Origin of the sequence: Mucilaginibacter psychrotolerans, assembly GCF_004519315.1 — a bacterium.
Taxonomy (GTDB): Bacteria; Bacteroidota; Bacteroidia; order Sphingobacteriales; family Sphingobacteriaceae; genus Mucilaginibacter; species Mucilaginibacter psychrotolerans.
In genome coordinates, this window is sequence record NZ_SOZE01000014.1 from 1 (window position 1) to 16275 (window position 16275).

15 protein-coding genes are annotated in these 16275 nt (G+C 44.2%); 9 read left to right on the forward strand and 6 right to left on the reverse strand.

Translation table 11 applies throughout. The features are described 5' to 3' along the window. Positions 1-545 precede the first annotated feature (545 nt). Positions 546-1898: a GH1 family beta-glucosidase gene (locus E2R66_RS14425; RefSeq protein ID WP_133232165.1), complete on the forward strand. Its 1353-nt coding sequence runs from the start codon at positions 546-548 to the stop codon at positions 1896-1898. Here E2R66_RS14425 and E2R66_RS14430 read toward each other — a convergent pair. Together E2R66_RS14430 and E2R66_RS14435 are read right to left on the reverse strand one after the other, a co-directional pair. Further along, complete coding sequence (locus tag E2R66_RS14430) at positions 1866-4004, reverse strand: tetratricopeptide repeat-containing sensor histidine kinase (RefSeq protein WP_133232163.1); 2139 nt, start codon at positions 4002-4004, stop codon at positions 1866-1868. The two genes, E2R66_RS14425 and E2R66_RS14430, sit on opposite strands and share 33 nt — an antisense overlap. 81 nt (positions 4005-4085) lie before the next feature. After that, a complete protein-coding gene (locus tag E2R66_RS14435) occupies positions 4086-5267 on the reverse strand; it encodes an acyl-CoA dehydrogenase family protein (protein ID WP_133232187.1) in 1182 nt (393 codons plus the stop codon). A gap of 395 nt (positions 5268-5662) precedes the next feature. Here E2R66_RS14435 and folB point away from each other — a divergent pair, with 395 nt between their 5' ends. Together folB and E2R66_RS14445 are read left to right on the forward strand one after the other, a co-directional pair. Continuing rightward, entirely contained in the window at positions 5663-6040 is a 378-nt protein-coding gene (gene folB, locus E2R66_RS14440) for a dihydroneopterin aldolase (protein WP_133232161.1), read from the forward strand. Beyond that, positions 6030-7427 (forward strand): FAD-binding oxidoreductase, encoded by a 1398-nt coding sequence (locus E2R66_RS14445; RefSeq protein WP_133232159.1) that lies wholly within the window; start codon positions 6030-6032, stop codon positions 7425-7427. Before folB ends, E2R66_RS14445 begins: the two co-directional genes overlap by 11 nt. A 62-nt stretch (positions 7428-7489) precedes the next feature. Here the strand turns inward: E2R66_RS14445 and E2R66_RS14450 are convergent, their stop codons facing one another. From E2R66_RS14450 to E2R66_RS14460, 3 genes are read right to left on the reverse strand one after another with little or no spacing between them, the layout of a single operon-like run. Next, the gene (locus tag E2R66_RS14450) at positions 7490-7975 is read right to left on the reverse strand and encodes a hypothetical protein (protein WP_133232157.1); all 486 of its coding nucleotides are present in this window, start codon (positions 7973-7975) and stop codon (positions 7490-7492) included. 5 nt (positions 7976-7980) lie between these two features. Continuing rightward, positions 7981-8427 (reverse strand): acyl-CoA thioesterase, encoded by a 447-nt coding sequence (locus E2R66_RS14455; protein WP_133232155.1) that lies wholly within the window; start codon positions 8425-8427, stop codon positions 7981-7983. A 33-nt stretch (positions 8428-8460) separates the two neighbouring features. After that, on the reverse strand, positions 8461-8967 hold the full coding sequence (locus tag E2R66_RS14460; RefSeq protein ID WP_133232153.1) for a hypothetical protein: 507 nt from the start codon (positions 8965-8967) through the stop codon (positions 8461-8463). A gap of 169 nt (positions 8968-9136) precedes the next feature. Here E2R66_RS14460 and E2R66_RS14465 point away from each other — a divergent pair, with 169 nt between their 5' ends. After that, positions 9137-9574 carry an Hsp20/alpha crystallin family protein gene (locus E2R66_RS14465; RefSeq protein WP_133232151.1) on the forward strand — a complete coding sequence of 146 codons (438 nt, stop codon included), beginning with the start codon at positions 9137-9139 and terminating at the stop codon, positions 9572-9574. 228 nt (positions 9575-9802) lie between these two features. Here E2R66_RS14465 and E2R66_RS14470 read toward each other — a convergent pair whose 3' ends face one another. After that, the gene (locus tag E2R66_RS14470) at positions 9803-10294 is read right to left on the reverse strand and encodes a YajQ family cyclic di-GMP-binding protein (RefSeq protein ID WP_133232149.1); all 492 of its coding nucleotides are present in this window, start codon (positions 10292-10294) and stop codon (positions 9803-9805) included. A gap of 139 nt (positions 10295-10433) precedes the next feature. Here E2R66_RS14470 and ppk1 point away from each other — a divergent pair, with 139 nt between their 5' ends. From ppk1 to E2R66_RS14495, 5 genes are all read left to right on the forward strand, one after another. Continuing rightward, positions 10434-12488, forward strand: a complete 2055-nt coding sequence (gene ppk1 / locus E2R66_RS14475; RefSeq protein ID WP_133232147.1) for a polyphosphate kinase 1 — start codon at positions 10434-10436, stop codon at positions 12486-12488. Next, entirely contained in the window at positions 12485-13372 is an 888-nt protein-coding gene (locus E2R66_RS14480; protein WP_133232145.1) for a Ppx/GppA phosphatase family protein, read from the forward strand. Before ppk1 ends, E2R66_RS14480 begins: the two co-directional genes overlap by 4 nt. A gap of 160 nt (positions 13373-13532) precedes the next feature. Beyond that, entirely contained in the window at positions 13533-14099 is a 567-nt protein-coding gene (locus tag E2R66_RS14485; protein ID WP_133232143.1) for a UbiX family flavin prenyltransferase, read from the forward strand. 57 nt (positions 14100-14156) lie between these two features. Next, entirely contained in the window at positions 14157-14648 is a 492-nt protein-coding gene (locus E2R66_RS14490) for a DUF6265 family protein (RefSeq protein ID WP_133232141.1), read from the forward strand. Positions 14649-14836: 188 nt separating this feature from the next. Further along, on the forward strand, positions 14837-16222 hold the full coding sequence (locus tag E2R66_RS14495; RefSeq protein WP_133232139.1) for a S41 family peptidase: 1386 nt from the start codon (positions 14837-14839) through the stop codon (positions 16220-16222). Positions 16223-16275: the final 53 nt, after the last annotated feature.

Consider the following 16275-nt stretch of genomic DNA (forward strand, 5'->3'; position numbering starts at 1 on the left):
ACCGGTTCAACAGGCTTAAGTATCCTGACAATATGTTTCATAACCTTGTCAAGACGATGATTGCGGCCGGACCAATATTTCTGCAAAAATCATGGGTTGCTTAAACGCCTTATTCTATAAACACGAATTCTACTAATTGAGACGAATTCTGCTAATTTTTAGAAAACGAGTTTTTAGCTGCGGAAGTGGGTTACGATTACAAACTTGTTTTGTGCCAATTGAGCGTAATTCGAGGAATTCGTGTTCACTCAATAAAAATCTCAGTGCACCTCTACATAATCCTGCTCCTCTCCCCTGAAATGGATGTTAACTTAATCATAACACAAACAACACGTTAAGCACACATGGTTGCCTTACCTTGCTAATATAAAAATTAAAGCAAAGCATTATGAAACTCTTTAGCAAACTCACCGGCTTTATCAACGATATACGCGAATACCTTTTCCTGAAAAGCATGCGTTCATCGTTCAAGCATTAATTTTTACGAAAGCGTTTCGTATATACAATTATAATGTACATTTTGGGCATTGTACAAGCTCAAATTAATGGCATCTGAACGTTCTGTAATTCAACTCGATAAAAAACAATTCGGCCCGGATTTTGCCTGGGGTGTTTCTACTGCTGCACTTCAAACAGAAGGATCCTGCGATGCTGATGGCAAAGGTGTATCTATCTGGGATACTTTTACCGCCAAAAAAGGTAAGATACTCAATGGTGATACGCATACACAAGCATGCGATTTTTACCTCAACTACCGCCAGGATATCGACCTGGTAAAAAAGTTAAACATACCCAACTTCAGGTTCTCTATTGCGTGGTCGCGCATATTGCCGCAAGGTACAGGCGAAGTAAACCAGGCCGGGATAGACCACTACCATAACGTTATTGATTATTGCCTGCAACAAGGCGTTGAACCCTGGCTAACCATTTACCATTGGGACTTGCCCCAGGCGCTGGAAGATAAAGGCGGCTGGACCAACCGCGACATCATTGGTTGGTTTACCAACTTTGTGCAGATTTGCGCAGATGCCTTTGGCAGCCGGGTGAAAAACTGGATGGTGATGAACGAGCCGGCGGTATTTACAGGCGCAGGTTACTTTTTGGGCATACATGCTCCCGGGCGGATGGGGCTACGCAACTTTTTGCCTGCGGTACATCATGTGGTGCTTAGCCTGGTGGCGGGTGCCAAAACGCTAAGGAAAGCTTTGCCACATGCGCATATGGGTACCACTTTCTCTTGCTCATATATCGAACCATATTCTGATAAACCGCGCGATGTTGCTGCCGCAAAGCGTGCCGATGCGCTAATCAACCGCTTGTTTTTAGAGCCCATATTAGGCCTTGGCTATCCTACGGAGGTTTCGGCTTTGAAAGGTATTCAAAAGTATTTCAAACCCGGCGATGAGGACAACCTGCATTACGATTTTGATTTTATAGGCTTGCAGAATTATACCCGCGAAATTGTAAAATATTCCTTTTTTACGCCATACATTGGCGCCCGGCTGGTTAAGGCTGAGAACCGTAAGGTGGAGCTCACTGCTATGAAATGGGAGGTACACCCGCCTGCTATTTACCAGATGATTCATAAATTCAACAGCTACCCGCAGGTTAAGAAGATCATTGTTACCGAAAACGGGGCGGCTTTCCCTGATATTGTAGAGGGCGATGCTGTGCACGATCCGAAACGCGTAAATTATCTGCAAACGCATCTGCAACAGGTGCTAAAGGCAAAGCAGGAAGGTTGCCGGCTGGAAGGTTATTTTGTGTGGACGCTAACCGATAATTTTGAATGGGCAGAGGGGTATCATCCAAGGTTTGGGCTGATACATGTTGATTTTGTTACGCAAAAACGTATTGTAAAAGCCTCAGGCCACTGGTACGCTAACTTTTTGAGGTGAGCTGCTTGCGATATCTGACGGCTGCACAGGCAGGCTTACAAAGAATGTAGTACCGCGGCCATCGCTGCTCTCGAACCATATTTTGCCATGGTGCTTCTCTACAATTTGCCTGCATATAGATAAGCCCAAACCAAAGGATTTCTCCCCATCGGTACCAGGCCGTTGCGCGCTGGTGAACATATTGAATACTTCGTTCCGCAATTTTTCCGGGATGCCAATACCGTTATCTTTTACGGAAATCACCACCGAATCATCACAGTTGGCCACTTTTACCGCAATGGTTTCGCCCGTTGGACTAAATTTGATGGCGTTACTGATCAGGTTGCTGATAACACGCCATATTTTTTCGCGGCTTACCATTAGCTCCTGTTGCTTATCGGGTGTTTCTAATAATACTTTCTGACCTTTTTCGGCGGCCTTAAAACGCAGTAGCTCCACGCTGTTGTTTACCAGTGAGTTTATCTCTACGGGTTCCAGATTAAGCTTCACCGATTGCATGTTGGTTGCCTCCAGTATCTCGTTGATGAGTTCCAGCGAATTTACTGATGTTTCTCTTACCAGGTTTATCAGTTCCTTTTGTTCTTCGGTATAATCGTCCTCGGCCATCATGCCAGTTAGCGAGGCTATGCCGCCAATAGGGTTGCGCAAATCGTGCGCAACAGTGCGCAGTATGCGGTCTTTCTCCTTGCTGCTGTTGTTGAGTTCGGTAAGCGTGTTTTCCAGCACATGGTTCTGCTCGTTTATTTGCTGGTTCAGGATGTTTACGGTGAGCACATCTTTCTTTGATCGCCGCCAGTTGCGGAATACCAAAAACATAATGATTGCTGTAAGTACGGCCACCAGCGTAACAGCATAAATATAAATTACCTGCAACTTGTTGTCGTTACTTAACAGATCTATTTCGTGCTGTTTCTCGTAATTGGCCAGCTGCTGGTTTATATCGCTTTCCATTAGCAGGCTCGCTGTCTTAGCTATTGAATCTTTAAGGAAGTTATAGCGTTGTATATGGCTTATAGCCTGGCTTAAGTCATTCTTTTTTTGATAGTAGTTTCCTATCAGGCGGTTGTAATCTGCTTCAGCATCGGGGTTTTTAGTAGTATCGAGCTGGCTGCGCAAATCATGCAGCAGCAAGGCAAGAGAATCAGTTTGATTTGCCTTTAGGTATAAATTACCCAGTTTTACTTCTGAGAATTGGGCATCTCTGTTATCGAAACCAGGCTGCAGGTTTATGGCGATGCTTTTTTTAAGTAACGCAATGGCTTGCTGGTCCTGGTTGTTCTGTATGTAAACCTCTGCTTTGTTGCCATAAGCCACACCTCGCGCCATATCGATATGTAATTTCTTGTCGGGGAAATTTAAGGCGTTTTCGCCAATATACTTCAAGGCTTTATCGAAATAAACTATTGCGGTATCATTCTCGTTATTGTGCCGATAGCTGAGGCCGATGTTATCTAATAGCTCCTGGCGGCGGTAAAAACTCACAAAATCTTTATTGAGCGTGTAGCTATCAACACTGCTTTGCCTGTAACTGTCTTTAAAGTAATTTGCAGCTAGCTTGTATTGCGCCTTTTGATACATGATCATACCCATGCGATAGGTATAATCTGCCTGGGCGGCGGTATTGAGGTAGCTTTTGCCGGTAATGTAGCCTTCGTAGTAGGCCTGATAAGCATCATTGAATTGCTTCAGTTCAAAATAGGCATCGCCAAGGGCAAAATTAGCTTCGGGATAATTGGTTGAATACTGCTTGGGCGTAACGCTCTTTTTGGCTAAAGCAATCATGCTATCGGCATATAGCAGGCTGGTTTTATAATCGTGTACCAGTTTTTGATAGTGCACGTAGTGGAACGCGTAAAAACGGAATTTATCGTTGATGGTGGCATTGGGCAGTTTGCGGAATGCCGAATCCATATAATGCACGGCCGCTGCGCTGTTGTTAAGTCCCCAAATTTTATCAGCCTGTTTCTGTATAGTTAAGTATTCTTCAGAATAGTTGCCGGTATCGGTAGTTTTTTTTTGCCCGCAAGCCGAAATTATAGGCAATAGCAAGCAAAGCCACCAGTGCGATCTTGATAATTTGCTGCCTGAAGAATGAATTCGGTGCATCAATATTTGGGGAAGATTAAAACTCCGACAACAAATATAATATTCGCGTAAACATTTAAGCTATAAAGAAACCTTATTTTATCAACTAAATGCGTTCTCGCCGGTAATGTCCATACCCGTTATCAATAAGTGTATGTCGTGCGTGCCTTCATACGTAATTACCGACTCAAGGTTCATCATATGGCGCATTATTGGGTATTCGCCTGTAATACCCATACCACCAAGCATTTGCCTTGCTTCGCGGGCAATGGTTATTGCTGTTTCTACACTGTTACGCTTAGCCATAGATATTTGCGCAGGCGTAGCGCGGCCCTCATTTTTTAAAGTTGCCAGCCGCCAAACCAATAATTGCCCTTTGGTTATTTCGGTTATCATTTCGGCAAGTTTTTTCTGCTGAAGCTGAAAACCGGCTATCGGCCTGCCAAATTGTACACGTTCTTTAGCATAGCGCAAGGCAGTATCGTAACAATCCATCGCAGCGCCCAGTGCGCCCCAGGCAATGCCGTAACGCGCCTGGTTTAAGCAACCCAGTGGCCCCTTTAAGCCGCTTACATTGGGCAACAGGTTCTCTTTAGGCACTTTTACGTTGTCGAACACCAGCTCGCCTGTGGCAGATGCACGCAGGCTCCATTTGTTGTGGGTTTCAGGAGTGCTGAAGCCTTCCATTCCCCTTTCTACAATCAGGCCACGTATCTTACCTTCCTCGTCCTTTGCCCATACAATAGCAATATCGGCAAAAGGAGAGTTAGATATCCACATTTTGGCGCCATTGAGCAGGTAATGGTCGCCCTTGTCTTTTATATTGGTGGTCATGCCGCCCGGGTTGCTGCCGTGGTCAGGCTCGGTTAAACCAAAGCATCCCATCAGTTCACCTGATGCCAGTTTGGGTAGGTATTTGTGTTTTTGTTCTTCGGAACCGTAGGCGTTGATGGGGTACATGACCAACGAACCTTGTACCGATGCGGTGGAGCGTATGCCCGAGTCGCCGCGTTCTATCTCCTGCATAATAATGCCGTAAGCCATGTAATCAAGCCCCAAGCCGCCGTACTCCACCGGGATGGTTGGGCCGAATGCGCCGACCTCTGCCAGGCCTTTCAAAAGCTGTTTAGGGAACTCGGCCCTTTGGGCATAATCCTCTATTATTGGGCTTACTTCTTTCTTCACCCAATCGCGCACACTTTGGCGAATAAGTTTATGCTCTTCTGATAAAAATTCGTCTATCTGGTAGTAGTCGGGTGCTTCGTACAGGTCGGTTTTAGCCATGGTGTTATCATATTGGTTGTTCAAATATAAACACGATTTAGCGATTAAAGGATTTCAAAATCGTTGTTTTTGATAGAATGGAGGCACTTTTTAACGAAAAGTAGGTTTAAACGATTTAAACATAGATTTTAATGGTGAAGTTTTTTTACAGGATTAATGGATGGCGGGATTAAACAGGATTTAAAAGCGTAGATTATTGTTTGTCTCGCAAAGGCGCGAAGGCGCAAAGAAAGAAAAAGCACGAATTTAAGCTTAACCATTGGCGGAAATCTTAACGAATATGATAATACCTATCCTTAAAAACCTTTGCGGCTTGGCGCCTTTGCGAGAAATAATCTCCCCCTGCACTTTTGTATTAAACTAATTTTTGTCAAATAATCCACTACTTTTGGCTTATGGTAAAAGTGGCTTTACAGGGTGCGGAATTTTTTGCATACCATGGATTTTACGCGGAAGAGCAATTATTAGGTACCCGTTTCGTGGTAGATATTGAGGTGGTGTTTGAGAATGCATACGACTTTAACGATGATAAAATTGCCAATACGGTTAACTACGAAGAACTATATCAGATTGCTAAAATCGAAATGCAGCATACCCGTAAACTCATCGAAACCGTTGCGCAGGGTGTTATTGATGGTATTGCTGCTAAATATCCTTACGTAAGGTTGGCCTCGGTAACTATTAAAAAAGCACATCCGCCACTGGGCGGCCCCGTGCAGCATTCGGTAGTAAGTATCAGTTACAATAAAGATAAAGTAAAGCATGGCCTTTAATAAGATAACCGCGGAGTTGCTTTCCGCTATAACCGAAATTGTTGGTGCCGATGCTGTTTTGAACAATGACGCAGCCATAGCAGATTACAGCCACGATGAAACAGAGGATCTGGTATATTACCCGGAAGTTGTGGCCAAACCAAAAGATACGCAGCAGGTGGCCGCGTTAATGAAATTTTGCAATGAAAACCTTATCCCGGTTACCCCACGAGGAGCAGGAACAGGCCTGGCAGGTGGCGCGCTGGCTATTAATGGCGGCCTGATGATATCTATGGAGCGCTTTAACCAGATTTTGGAAATAGACGAGCAAAACCTACAGGCTACTGTTGAGCCGGGCGTTATTACCGAAATATTCATGAATGCCGTTGCCGAGAAAGGCCTGCTTTACCCGGTTGATCCGGCCAGCAAAGGTAGCTGCTTTATAGGCGGCAACGTGGCCAATTGTAGCGGCGGCCCCAGGGTGGTTAAATACGGCACCATCCGCGAGTATGTACTGAATATGGAGGCCGTGCTGCCCAACGGCGAAATCATTTGGACGGGTGCAAATACGCTTAAGTATGCCTCCGGTTATAACTTAACCCAATTGCTTATTGGCAGCGAGGGTACGTTGGCCATTGTTACCAAGATAGTAGTGAAACTGATACCCCGGCCAACGCTGGACGTGCTGATGCTGGCTTCGTTTAAGACCAATGAGGATGCCTGCGCGGCTGTGTCGGCGATTTTCAGGGCGGGGGTGGTGCCTTCTGCGCTGGAGTTTATGGAGCGGAAGGGCATAGAGTGGGTGATAGAACACGACGGCCTGGCTTTCGACCTGCAGGATGGGGCAGAAGCCTTTTTGTTGATAGAAGCCGACGGTACCAATCAGGATGTGATATTTGCCGATTGCGAAAAGATAAACGAAGTTTTAGAGGCCCATAACTGCCGCGACGTACTCTTTGCCGACACCTCGGCACAGAAAGAGGAGCTATGGCGCATACGCCGTACCATGGCGGTATCCGTGAAATCGAATTCTGTTTATAAGGAAGAAGATACCGTAGTGCCCCGGGCGGCTTTGCCTAAGCTGATTAATGGCATTAAGGAAATTGGCAGCAGGTATGGTTTTTCGTCGGTTTGCTACGGCCATTGTGGCGACGGTAATCTGCACGTAAATATTATCAAAGCCGGCATGAGCGATGAGGACTGGAATAACAAATTAAAAGCCGGTATAACCGAAATTTTTGAATTAACCGTTAACCTTGGCGGCACCATCTCCGGCGAACATGGGATAGGGGTGGTGCAAAAAGAATTTATGCCGCTGAAATACACGCCAATGCATTTCGCTTTGTGGAAAGGGATAAAAGCAGTATTCGATCCAAATGGGATTTTGAATCCCGGCAAAATATTTTAGATGTGCAGATTTTAGATTTCAGATGTGCAGATGAATAATTATCGGCTAAGCCTGAATAGCTATTAAGTGGAAGGCAATATTTCGAGGATTTCAGCTTCCCCAATTTGTAGCCCGGCTTCGTGTATCCACCATTTTCGGCCGACATTTATATAATGGTCAAATCTTTGGTTTAATATGAACCGAACAATAACTTCTTTCTCATCGGCCGGCATAAATAAATTGTAGCCTTCAAAAACGATTTCGCCGATATAGGTCTGCAAAAGACGGCCATTTAAATATTCAAACACATGATTTGGCCGGTACCCACTGCTGAATCCGGTTTTTCTACCGCCCTCTTCAGTGCTTTTAAGTTTTAACATTGCCCGAACGCACAATAGGTCTCTCAGATTTTTATATTCTAAGTCTTGATAGCTAGCGTTTTTGTATTTGTTGTAAGCAATGAAGTCAATCACTTTCTCTTCACTGTTATCAAGCCACCTTTTATAGATAAGTTTTTCATTTATATGTAAATGCAATACATTATCCACTATTTCTTTTGATAGAAGCATTGGTCTTAATTCGTGTTCAATATCAGCCTCGGCTCGTCATAATCAATCATCTTCTGCCGGCCCTCCCGTGGTATGGAGGTAGATTTCCCCGCCGTATAATCATAACTGATGCACACCGTTTTGCAGGTGGTGCAAATTTCTTCGCCTTTTTCGGTGTGTTTGGTCAATACATGCATCACATCAAAGCTGCTGTTGCCTATGCGGGTTACGCGTACGTAGCAAACCAGCTTGTCATCTATGGTAACGGGTTTGAGATAATTGATCTCCGACCGGCCAACAATTATCCAGGTTTCCTTTAAATTCCAGTGGGCAACATCGCGCCAGTAGTTAAAACGGGCCACCTCAAAATAGGTAAGGTACACGGCATTGTTGACGTGCCCCACGCTGTCGATGTCCGAGAAGCGGATAGCTATATCGGTTTTGTACTTGTAATCGGTTAGTTTTTCAGCCATTATTAGTGGTTTGCTCTTCTTCTTATTTGTTATTTACACCTGCTGCAGTATCCTCACGATGCGCTGTTTGTTAAAACGCTGATCGAAGAAGTAGGCTACTACAAAACCCAATATCCAAACGCTTAACGCTACAAAGTCGGAAATATTTAAAACAGGCTCAAGAATACCCGCGAGCATAAAGAAAATAAAGCCGACAAGTGAATAGTAATTAGCCTGTTTTAGTTTAAGTAAATAGCCATCTTGCCTAAAGTTCATTTTGAAAGCAAAATTCAGGATGGGAAACCATAAGAAGTAAAATAGGTTTTTTTGCAAAAGAGATAGCTCGTCAAATAGTACTTTCTGTATAAATATATCTGCTTTCTCTAATTGCTCCTGCTCATATTGGGCTTTCTCCGCTTCGCCCACATTCCTTTTAGCCAACTCTGCAGATGCAACAACAATCGCCAATTCGGTATAATCCGCTGTGTTATCCATCATTGCCAGTAGTTTATTAGTGGGCAAGGTGGCGTAAGTTGCTTCTAATTGTTCTTTGCTAATCATTTTGTCAGCGGTTGCAATTCGGTTAAATGGCTAATAAGACATTTTGTCTGCTGTTTTTTTTATTTTGCAGACATTGTGTCTTGTGGGTGCTTCGTTTTACCTGTTGGTATAACAGTTGATAAATCTTCAACGAAGTTAAACAAAAACAAAAACTCAGGAGGATATAAAAATGACATTAGTAAAATTCAACAACGGACTAAAAGCTAACGCTAACCCATTCTTTAACGATGTATTCGATTCTATCGTAAACGATTCGTTTTTGAGCGACAAATTGGTTGCCCGCGTACCGGCTGTTAACATTGCCGAAAACGACAGCGAATTCCACATAGAACTGGCAGTACCCGGCTTAAAGAAAGAAGATTTTAAAATTAACCTGGATAAAAACGTGCTGAGCATTTCGGCAGAAAAGAAAACTGAAAGCGGCCAAGAAGTGAAGAAATACAGCAAACGCGAATACAGCTACAGCTCTTTCGTGCGCTCATTCACCTTGCCCGACAGTGCTGATTATGCAAAAATCGAAGCAGACTATACTGATGGTATTTTAAAATTGACCGTTGCTAAAAGGGAAGAAGCTAAATTCCAATCAAGGGAAATAGCCATAAAATAAAAAGCCTCACCTAAATCCTCTCCAAAGGAGAGGACTTTAAAAAGCTATTGCTCCCTCTCCCTTGGAGAGGGCTGGGGTGAGGCCAAAGAGTGTTTTCATAAGTTTGGTTTAGTTGAAAAGGCCGCTCAGCAATGTAGCGGTCTTTTTTTAGCCCCACCCAACCCTCCCCGGAAGGGAGGGCTTTAAGAAAATAAAAAGTCTCCCCTTCCGGGGGAGATTTAGAGCGGGCTACGCCCGCATATTAATATACTGTAGCGGCTGGCCGAAATCTTCGGTGCGGCACAGGCTTATAACGGCTTGCAGGTCGTCTATCTTTTTGGCGGTAACGCGCACCTGATCGTTTTGGATGCTGGCTTCAACCTTCAGCTTGCTGTCTTTTATCTTCTTGACGATTTTTTTTGCCGCTTCTTTATCGATGCCTTCTTTTATTTTTATCTCTTTGCGTATCATGTTTCCCGATGCGTAAACCTCTTTGCCAAAATCGAGGGCTTTTGGGTCGAGCCCTTGTTTAGACATGCGGCTGATAATGGCATCCTCTATAGCCTTTACGCGCATATCATCCTCGGTTACAATGGTTACCTCGTTTGTTTTCTTATCCAGGTCTATGGTGCTTTTGCTGCCGTTAAAATCATAACGGTTCAAAATTTCTTTCTTGGCGGTGTTGATGGCGTTATCCAGCGTTTGTCCGTCTATCTTGCTTACTATATCAAATGAAGGCATAATGGTTATTTTAAAATGCAAAGCTAAGTAACATTTGCATAAGCTATAAACTATAATGCAGATATTTGGTTTACCTGCTTTGTATCTATTACAATTATTTAATATTATCTTAACAAATAAAAAGGCAGATTTGTGCTTTATGGATACTAAAAACATTCCGTTATTAAACAGGGAAATAAGCTGGCTATACTTTAACGACCGGGTTTTGCAGGAAGCGGCAGACCCCACCGTGCCGCTTATAGAACGTGTGAAGTTTTTAGCCATCTTCAGCAGTAATCTGGACGAGTTTTACCGCGTACGCGTAGCCACTTTAAGCCGCCTGGCCAACCTCAACGAAAAAGCGAAGGAAATATTAGGCTACAACCCCAAAAAACTGCTCAACCAGATCAAGAATATCGTGGTGAAGCAGGAGAAGAAATTCAACAACCTGTACGAGAACATCATTGTAAAAGAACTGGCCGAGGAAAAGATATTCCTGCTGAACGATAAGCAATTGAACGTAACCCGGGGTGAGTTTGTGAAGGATTTTTTCCGTGAGCGGCTTTTATCTACACTGGTGCCTATCATGTTGGATGACGAGCTACCCTTGCCGGAGCTGCGCGACCGCGCGATATACTTCTTCGTAAAACTAACCAAAGGAAAAAAATTCCGCTACGCGCTTATAGAGATACCCGATAGCCTTTCGCGTTTTTTAGTACTACCCGAGACCAATAAGCTTAAATTCATTATCCTGCTGGATGATATCATCCGCTACAGTCTGGAGGATATCTTCTTCATATTTGAGCATGATAGCATAGAGGCCTACTCCATACAGCTCACCCGCGATGCAGAGCTGGACCTGGACAAGGAGGTGAGCGAAAAGTTTATAGATTCCCTGGCTAAAAGTCTTTTAAAGCGCCGCAAAGGCAAACCCATGCGCTTAGTGTTCGATACGGAGATGCCCCCCGATATGCTGGGCTACCTCGTGAAAAAAATGCGTTTGCAGGGCGAGAACCTGATTCCCGGCAGCCGTTACCAAAATTTCAAGAATTTCATCAGCTTCCCCAACGTGGGCCGGCCTGAGCTGGAATATAGCAAAACCCGCGCCCTGCCGCTAAAGGGGCTATCGTTCGGCAAAAGCCTGATGGAGCTTATTGCCAAACGTGATTACCTTATCAGTACGCCTTACGAATCGTTCGATTATGTGATACACTTTTTGCGCGAGGCAGCTATAGACCCCAAGGTAAAAGAGATCAGCATAACGGTTTATCGCCTGGCCGAGAACTCTAAGATCATCTACGCGCTTATCAACGCCGCCAAAAACGGGAAAAAGGTTAATTGTTTGGTTGAACTGCGTGCCCGGTTCGACGAGCAGAACAATATCTACTGGAGCAACAGGCTGGAAGAAGAGGGTGTAAACGTACTTTATGGTATAGATGGCTATAAAGTGCACTCTAAAATATGCCTGGTTATGCGTGTGGAGAAAAGCAAACCAGCTTATTATGCCTGCCTCTCTACCGGTAACTTTAACGAGAAAACTGCAAGGATCTACGCCGATCATACGCTACTCACCGCCGATAAACGATTGACCGGTGATTTGGTGAGCGTATTTAAAGCGTTGATAAAGCTTACGTTGCCCAAAGATTTAAAGCACCTCATCGTATCGCCGATAGATTCGCGGCCGGCCATTTACAAACTCATAGATAATGAGATAAAACTAGCCAAGGCAGGCAAAAAGGCGTACATGATATTCAAGATGAATAGCCTGGCCGATGAGCAGATGATAGCCAAGCTATACCAGGCCAGTAACGCAGGGGTTAAGATAAAGATGATCATTCGCGGCATGTGCTGCCTGATACCCGGCATAAAAGGCTTCAGCGAGAACATCGAAGTGATCAGCATCGTTGATAAATACCTGGAGCATGCCCGTGTGCACATTTACGGCAATGGCGGCAACGAACTGATGTACCTAACATCGGCCGATTTCATGACCCGAAACATAGAGAATAGGGTTGAGGTGGGTTTCCCCATTTATGACGACAACCTGCGCAAAGAAATACGCGACATTATTGATATACAGCTGCGCGATAATACCAAGGCACGTGAAATTACCGGGAGCAGCGTAAATAAATACCACAAAACCAAAGCCGACGCACTCACCCGCGCACAAATAGATATTTACTCATACCTTAAAAATAAAAACACCACAAATTGAGATACGCCGCCATTGATGTAGGCTCTAACGCCGTTAGGTTACTTATTGCCAATATTATAGAAAATAACGGATCCATTTCGTTCAAGAAGAACACACTGGTGCGCGTACCCGTAAGGCTTGGCGACGACGCTTTCTTAAACAAGCACATCTCTGATAAAAAGGCCGACGATCTGGTAAAATCCATGCAGGCTTTCCGCAACCTGATGGATGTTTTTAAAGTGACTGATTATATGGCTTGCGCCACATCGGCCATGCGCGAAGCTGATAACGGGCAGGAAGTTGTTGCACGCATAAAAACAGAAGCAGGAATTGACCTGCAAATTGTACACGGCCAAAATGAGGCCCAAATTATCTATGCCAGCCATGCGGAAATAGATATCGATAAAGACAAGAATTATCTTTACATAGATGTGGGCGGTGGCAGTACCGAGCTTTCGCTTTTTTCACGAGGCAAGTTGTTGGCATCGCAATCCTTCAACCTTGGTACTATCCGCATCCTCGATAACCAGGATAAGGAAGAAACCTGGAACGAGATGAAGGATTTCATCCGGGAGCATACGCGCCAGCTCAAGAGTATTTTCGGGATAGGTACGGGTGGTAACATTAACAAGCTTTACAAGCTGTCCAACGAGAAGGATAACGCCCCGTTGACGTATGTTAAATTAAAATCGCTATACAATTACCTCGATTCGTTTTCGATGAAAGAGCGTATAAACGTTTTAGGCTTAAACCAGGATAGGGCCGATGTAATTATCCCAGCCTGCGAAATATACCTTACGGTTTTAAAATGCGCCAATATCAAAAGCATGTATGTGCCAACGGTAGGTATGGTTGATGGCATCATTCAAACACTAATAGAAAAAAACCTCGGTCCGAGGCATTAAAATTATTTTAATAAATTGTTTACTAATTACAAAACTGTTAGTATATTTGTCATGCCCGCTCAAAGGGCATGTTTTTCATAGGTAGATGTAGGGTCGGAAACTTGTTTTCGACCCTTTTTTGTGCCCCTTGCTTTTCTGTTACGTATCTTTACTGCCGAAGATGACAAAAAGAAAAATCGTAGTGGCCGTAACCGGCGCAAGCGGAGCCATTTACGCCAAGCTTTTATTGGATAAATTGCAAACGCTGCAAGCTCAGTTGGCAGAGGTTGCCGTGGTGATGTCTGATAATGCTAAACAAGTGTGGGTGTTTGAACTGGATAACAAAGCTTACAGCAGCTATCCTTTTAAATTTTACGCCAAAAAAGATTTCATGGCACCATTTGCATCAGGTTCGGCTAAGTTCGATACTATGGTTATTGTGCCTTGTTCAATGGGGACATTGGGCAGGATAGCCTCCGGAATATCTGATGACCTGATAACCCGCGCTGCCGACGTGGTGCTTAAAGAACGCCGCAAACTTATACTCGTAGCACGCGATACGCCGCTCAATCTTATCCACATCCGCAATATGCAAACGGTAACCGAGGCTGGCGGTATCATTTGTCCGGCCATACCATCGTATTACAGCAAGCCCAAAACGATAGAAGAATTGGCCATGACGGTGGTAAGCCGTGTGATAGACTTGATTGGGCTGGAGGATGAAAGTTACAGATGGGACGGGATTTGATCGATTTTTATTAAATTGCCTTTTTTAGGATTCGAAGTTTACATGTTTATTTCCCTTATGAAGAAAACGCTTTCATTGCTGCTTTTTGGCTTTTTTATTATTTCAGTTGGCTTTGCACAAACTAAAAAAGCAAGCGTAAAAGATCTTGCTTTTATGGCCGGTAAATGGACACTCAAGCACGAATGGGGCGATATGGAAGAGTTTTGGGGGGCTCCAATGGGCGATAACATGGTAAGCACTTTTAGATGCGTAAAAGATGGTAAAGTAGTTTTCTATGAGTTTATGGTAATCGAAGCTTCGGAGAGTATGCCGGTGATGAAGCTACGCCATTTCAATAAGGGCAGTATAGGTTGGGAAGAAAAAGATAAACCGTATTTAATGCCGGCAATTAAGATCACTAAAAACGAGGTGGTATTTGAGTCGGTTGATAAAACCGTGCGCATTACTTATCGCCGTGTAAGTACCGTGAAATTAGATTGTATCCTCGACGAGAAAGATAAAAAGGGCACCTGGAAGAAAGACATATTTAACTATTCACTTAGCAAGTAATTGCTAACAGCACAGTTGTATTACGGATTAATAAAGAGGATTTTAAGCATTTTTTTAAGGATACTCACAGCGGACTGCAAAAAAAGACATTGTTTTGGGTAAACGCTACGCCCGTATCAATAATCTCATTTACATATAGATTTTTTGTGGGATTTGTTTAAATTTGGTTTAAACATCTGCCAAATCTCATGAAAAAAACCTACTGCCTTATTTTATTGGCCTGTGCCCTTTGCTGCCGTACGGCGTATGCGCAGATTGATACCGTTGCTAACCTTTCTACCGAAGATAAATTGTATGGATTGAGCAAGTTTTGGTCGGAAGTGAGCGCGAATTTCGCCTATTTTGACCACGCCAAAGTAAACTGGGACAGCACTTACCGCGCTTATATCCCCAAAATTATCGCCACCAAAAATACCTGGGAGTATTACATGCTGATGCAAAAGTTTTGCGCTTTGCTAAAAGATGGGCATACCGGCATCGGCTTTCCAGAGAAGCTGCTCACCCATAAATCCCGGTATAAATGGATCTATATCGAAAATTTCGACAAGAAGTTTATCGTTACGGATATCCCCATTCAATATAAAGACATGGTGCCGCTGGGCTCGGAGGTAATCAGCGTAAATGGTGTACCTGCGAAAGCGTATGCCGAAAAAGAACTGATACCGTACATCAGTTCATCAACCGAGCACGTGCTTTGGAATACCGCAGCTGCCATGATGTTTTACGGTACCGATTCTACAAAACTGTTCCACCTCAAGCTGAAAACCCCGCAAGGCAAAGTAATTCCTTATGATTATCAGTTCCATACCTATGGCACCAAGTGGGTAAGGCGCAACGGCACCACGCCCTGGAAGATGATGGATTTTAAAGTAATCGAAGGCATTGGCTACGTAAAGCTCAATACTTTCGGCGATGAAGCTATTGATAGCGCTTTCAAGAGCATCGTGCCGCAGCTATATGCCTGCAAAGGTGTGATATTAGACTTACGCGACAATGGCGGCGGCGATACCGGCGTAGGAGCAGAGATATTGAAGTACTTTACTGATAAACCCATGTTGGTGGGTTCGGCCTGGAGAACCCGCGATAATTTATCCTCGTTTAAAGCATGGGGCTATTACCAGTCTAAAGATAAATCGGGCAAGCCCTTAACCGCATGGCAAAAGAAAGCGCTGGACTCTTATAAAGGCGATTACTGGTACCAGGGCGACACCATGCGTTTTGATAACGATGTAAAAGAAAAAAAGATAACCGCTCCGCTTATCGTACTTACCGGCAACAACACGGCATCTGCCGCAGAAGATTTCCTGATCATCCTTGACGACCTTAAGGGCCGCGCCACCACCATGGGCCAGCGTACTTACGGCAGCACAGGCCAGCCACTGCCAATCAGTTTACCGGGACTTACTGATGGCCGTATCTGCACCAAGCGCGACACCTACCCCGATGGCCGCGACTTTGTAGGCATAGGGGTGATACCTGATATTGAGATACCACGCAACCCAAGCGATGTAATTGCCGGGACGGATACAGTGCTACAGGCTGCCTTGAAAGAAATGAAAAAGAAAACAAAATAGGGTAGAAGCTGATAGTTTTTACATTGCGGTTAATAACTACTCACCACTCACTT

Bases quoted from the DNA above. Each gene is read 5' to 3' on its own strand.
- E2R66_RS14425 (WP_133232165.1), top strand. From the start codon at position 546: ATGGCATCTGAACGTTCTGTAATTCAACTCGATAAAAAACAATTCGGC.
- E2R66_RS14430 (WP_133232163.1), bottom strand. From the start codon at position 4,004: ATGCACCGAATTCATTCTTCAGGCAGCAAATTATCAAGATCGCACTGG.
- E2R66_RS14435 (WP_133232187.1), bottom strand. From the start codon at position 5,267: ATGGCTAAAACCGACCTGTACGAAGCACCCGACTACTACCAGATAGAC.
- folB (WP_133232161.1), top strand. From the start codon at position 5,663: ATGGTAAAAGTGGCTTTACAGGGTGCGGAATTTTTTGCATACCATGGA.
- E2R66_RS14445 (WP_133232159.1), top strand. From the start codon at position 6,030: ATGGCCTTTAATAAGATAACCGCGGAGTTGCTTTCCGCTATAACCGAA.
- E2R66_RS14450 (WP_133232157.1), bottom strand. From the start codon at position 7,975: ATGCTTCTATCAAAAGAAATAGTGGATAATGTATTGCATTTACATATA.
- E2R66_RS14455 (WP_133232155.1), bottom strand. From the start codon at position 8,427: ATGGCTGAAAAACTAACCGATTACAAGTACAAAACCGATATAGCTATC.
- E2R66_RS14460 (WP_133232153.1), bottom strand. From the start codon at position 8,967: ATGATTAGCAAAGAACAATTAGAAGCAACTTACGCCACCTTGCCCACT.
- E2R66_RS14465 (WP_133232151.1), top strand. From the start codon at position 9,137: ATGACATTAGTAAAATTCAACAACGGACTAAAAGCTAACGCTAACCCA.
- E2R66_RS14470 (WP_133232149.1), bottom strand. From the start codon at position 10,294: ATGCCTTCATTTGATATAGTAAGCAAGATAGACGGACAAACGCTGGAT.
- ppk1 (WP_133232147.1), top strand. From the start codon at position 10,434: ATGGATACTAAAAACATTCCGTTATTAAACAGGGAAATAAGCTGGCTA.
- E2R66_RS14485 (WP_133232143.1), top strand. From the start codon at position 13,533: ATGACAAAAAGAAAAATCGTAGTGGCCGTAACCGGCGCAAGCGGAGCC.
- E2R66_RS14490 (WP_133232141.1), top strand. From the start codon at position 14,157: ATGAAGAAAACGCTTTCATTGCTGCTTTTTGGCTTTTTTATTATTTCA.
- E2R66_RS14495 (WP_133232139.1), top strand. From the start codon at position 14,837: ATGAAAAAAACCTACTGCCTTATTTTATTGGCCTGTGCCCTTTGCTGC.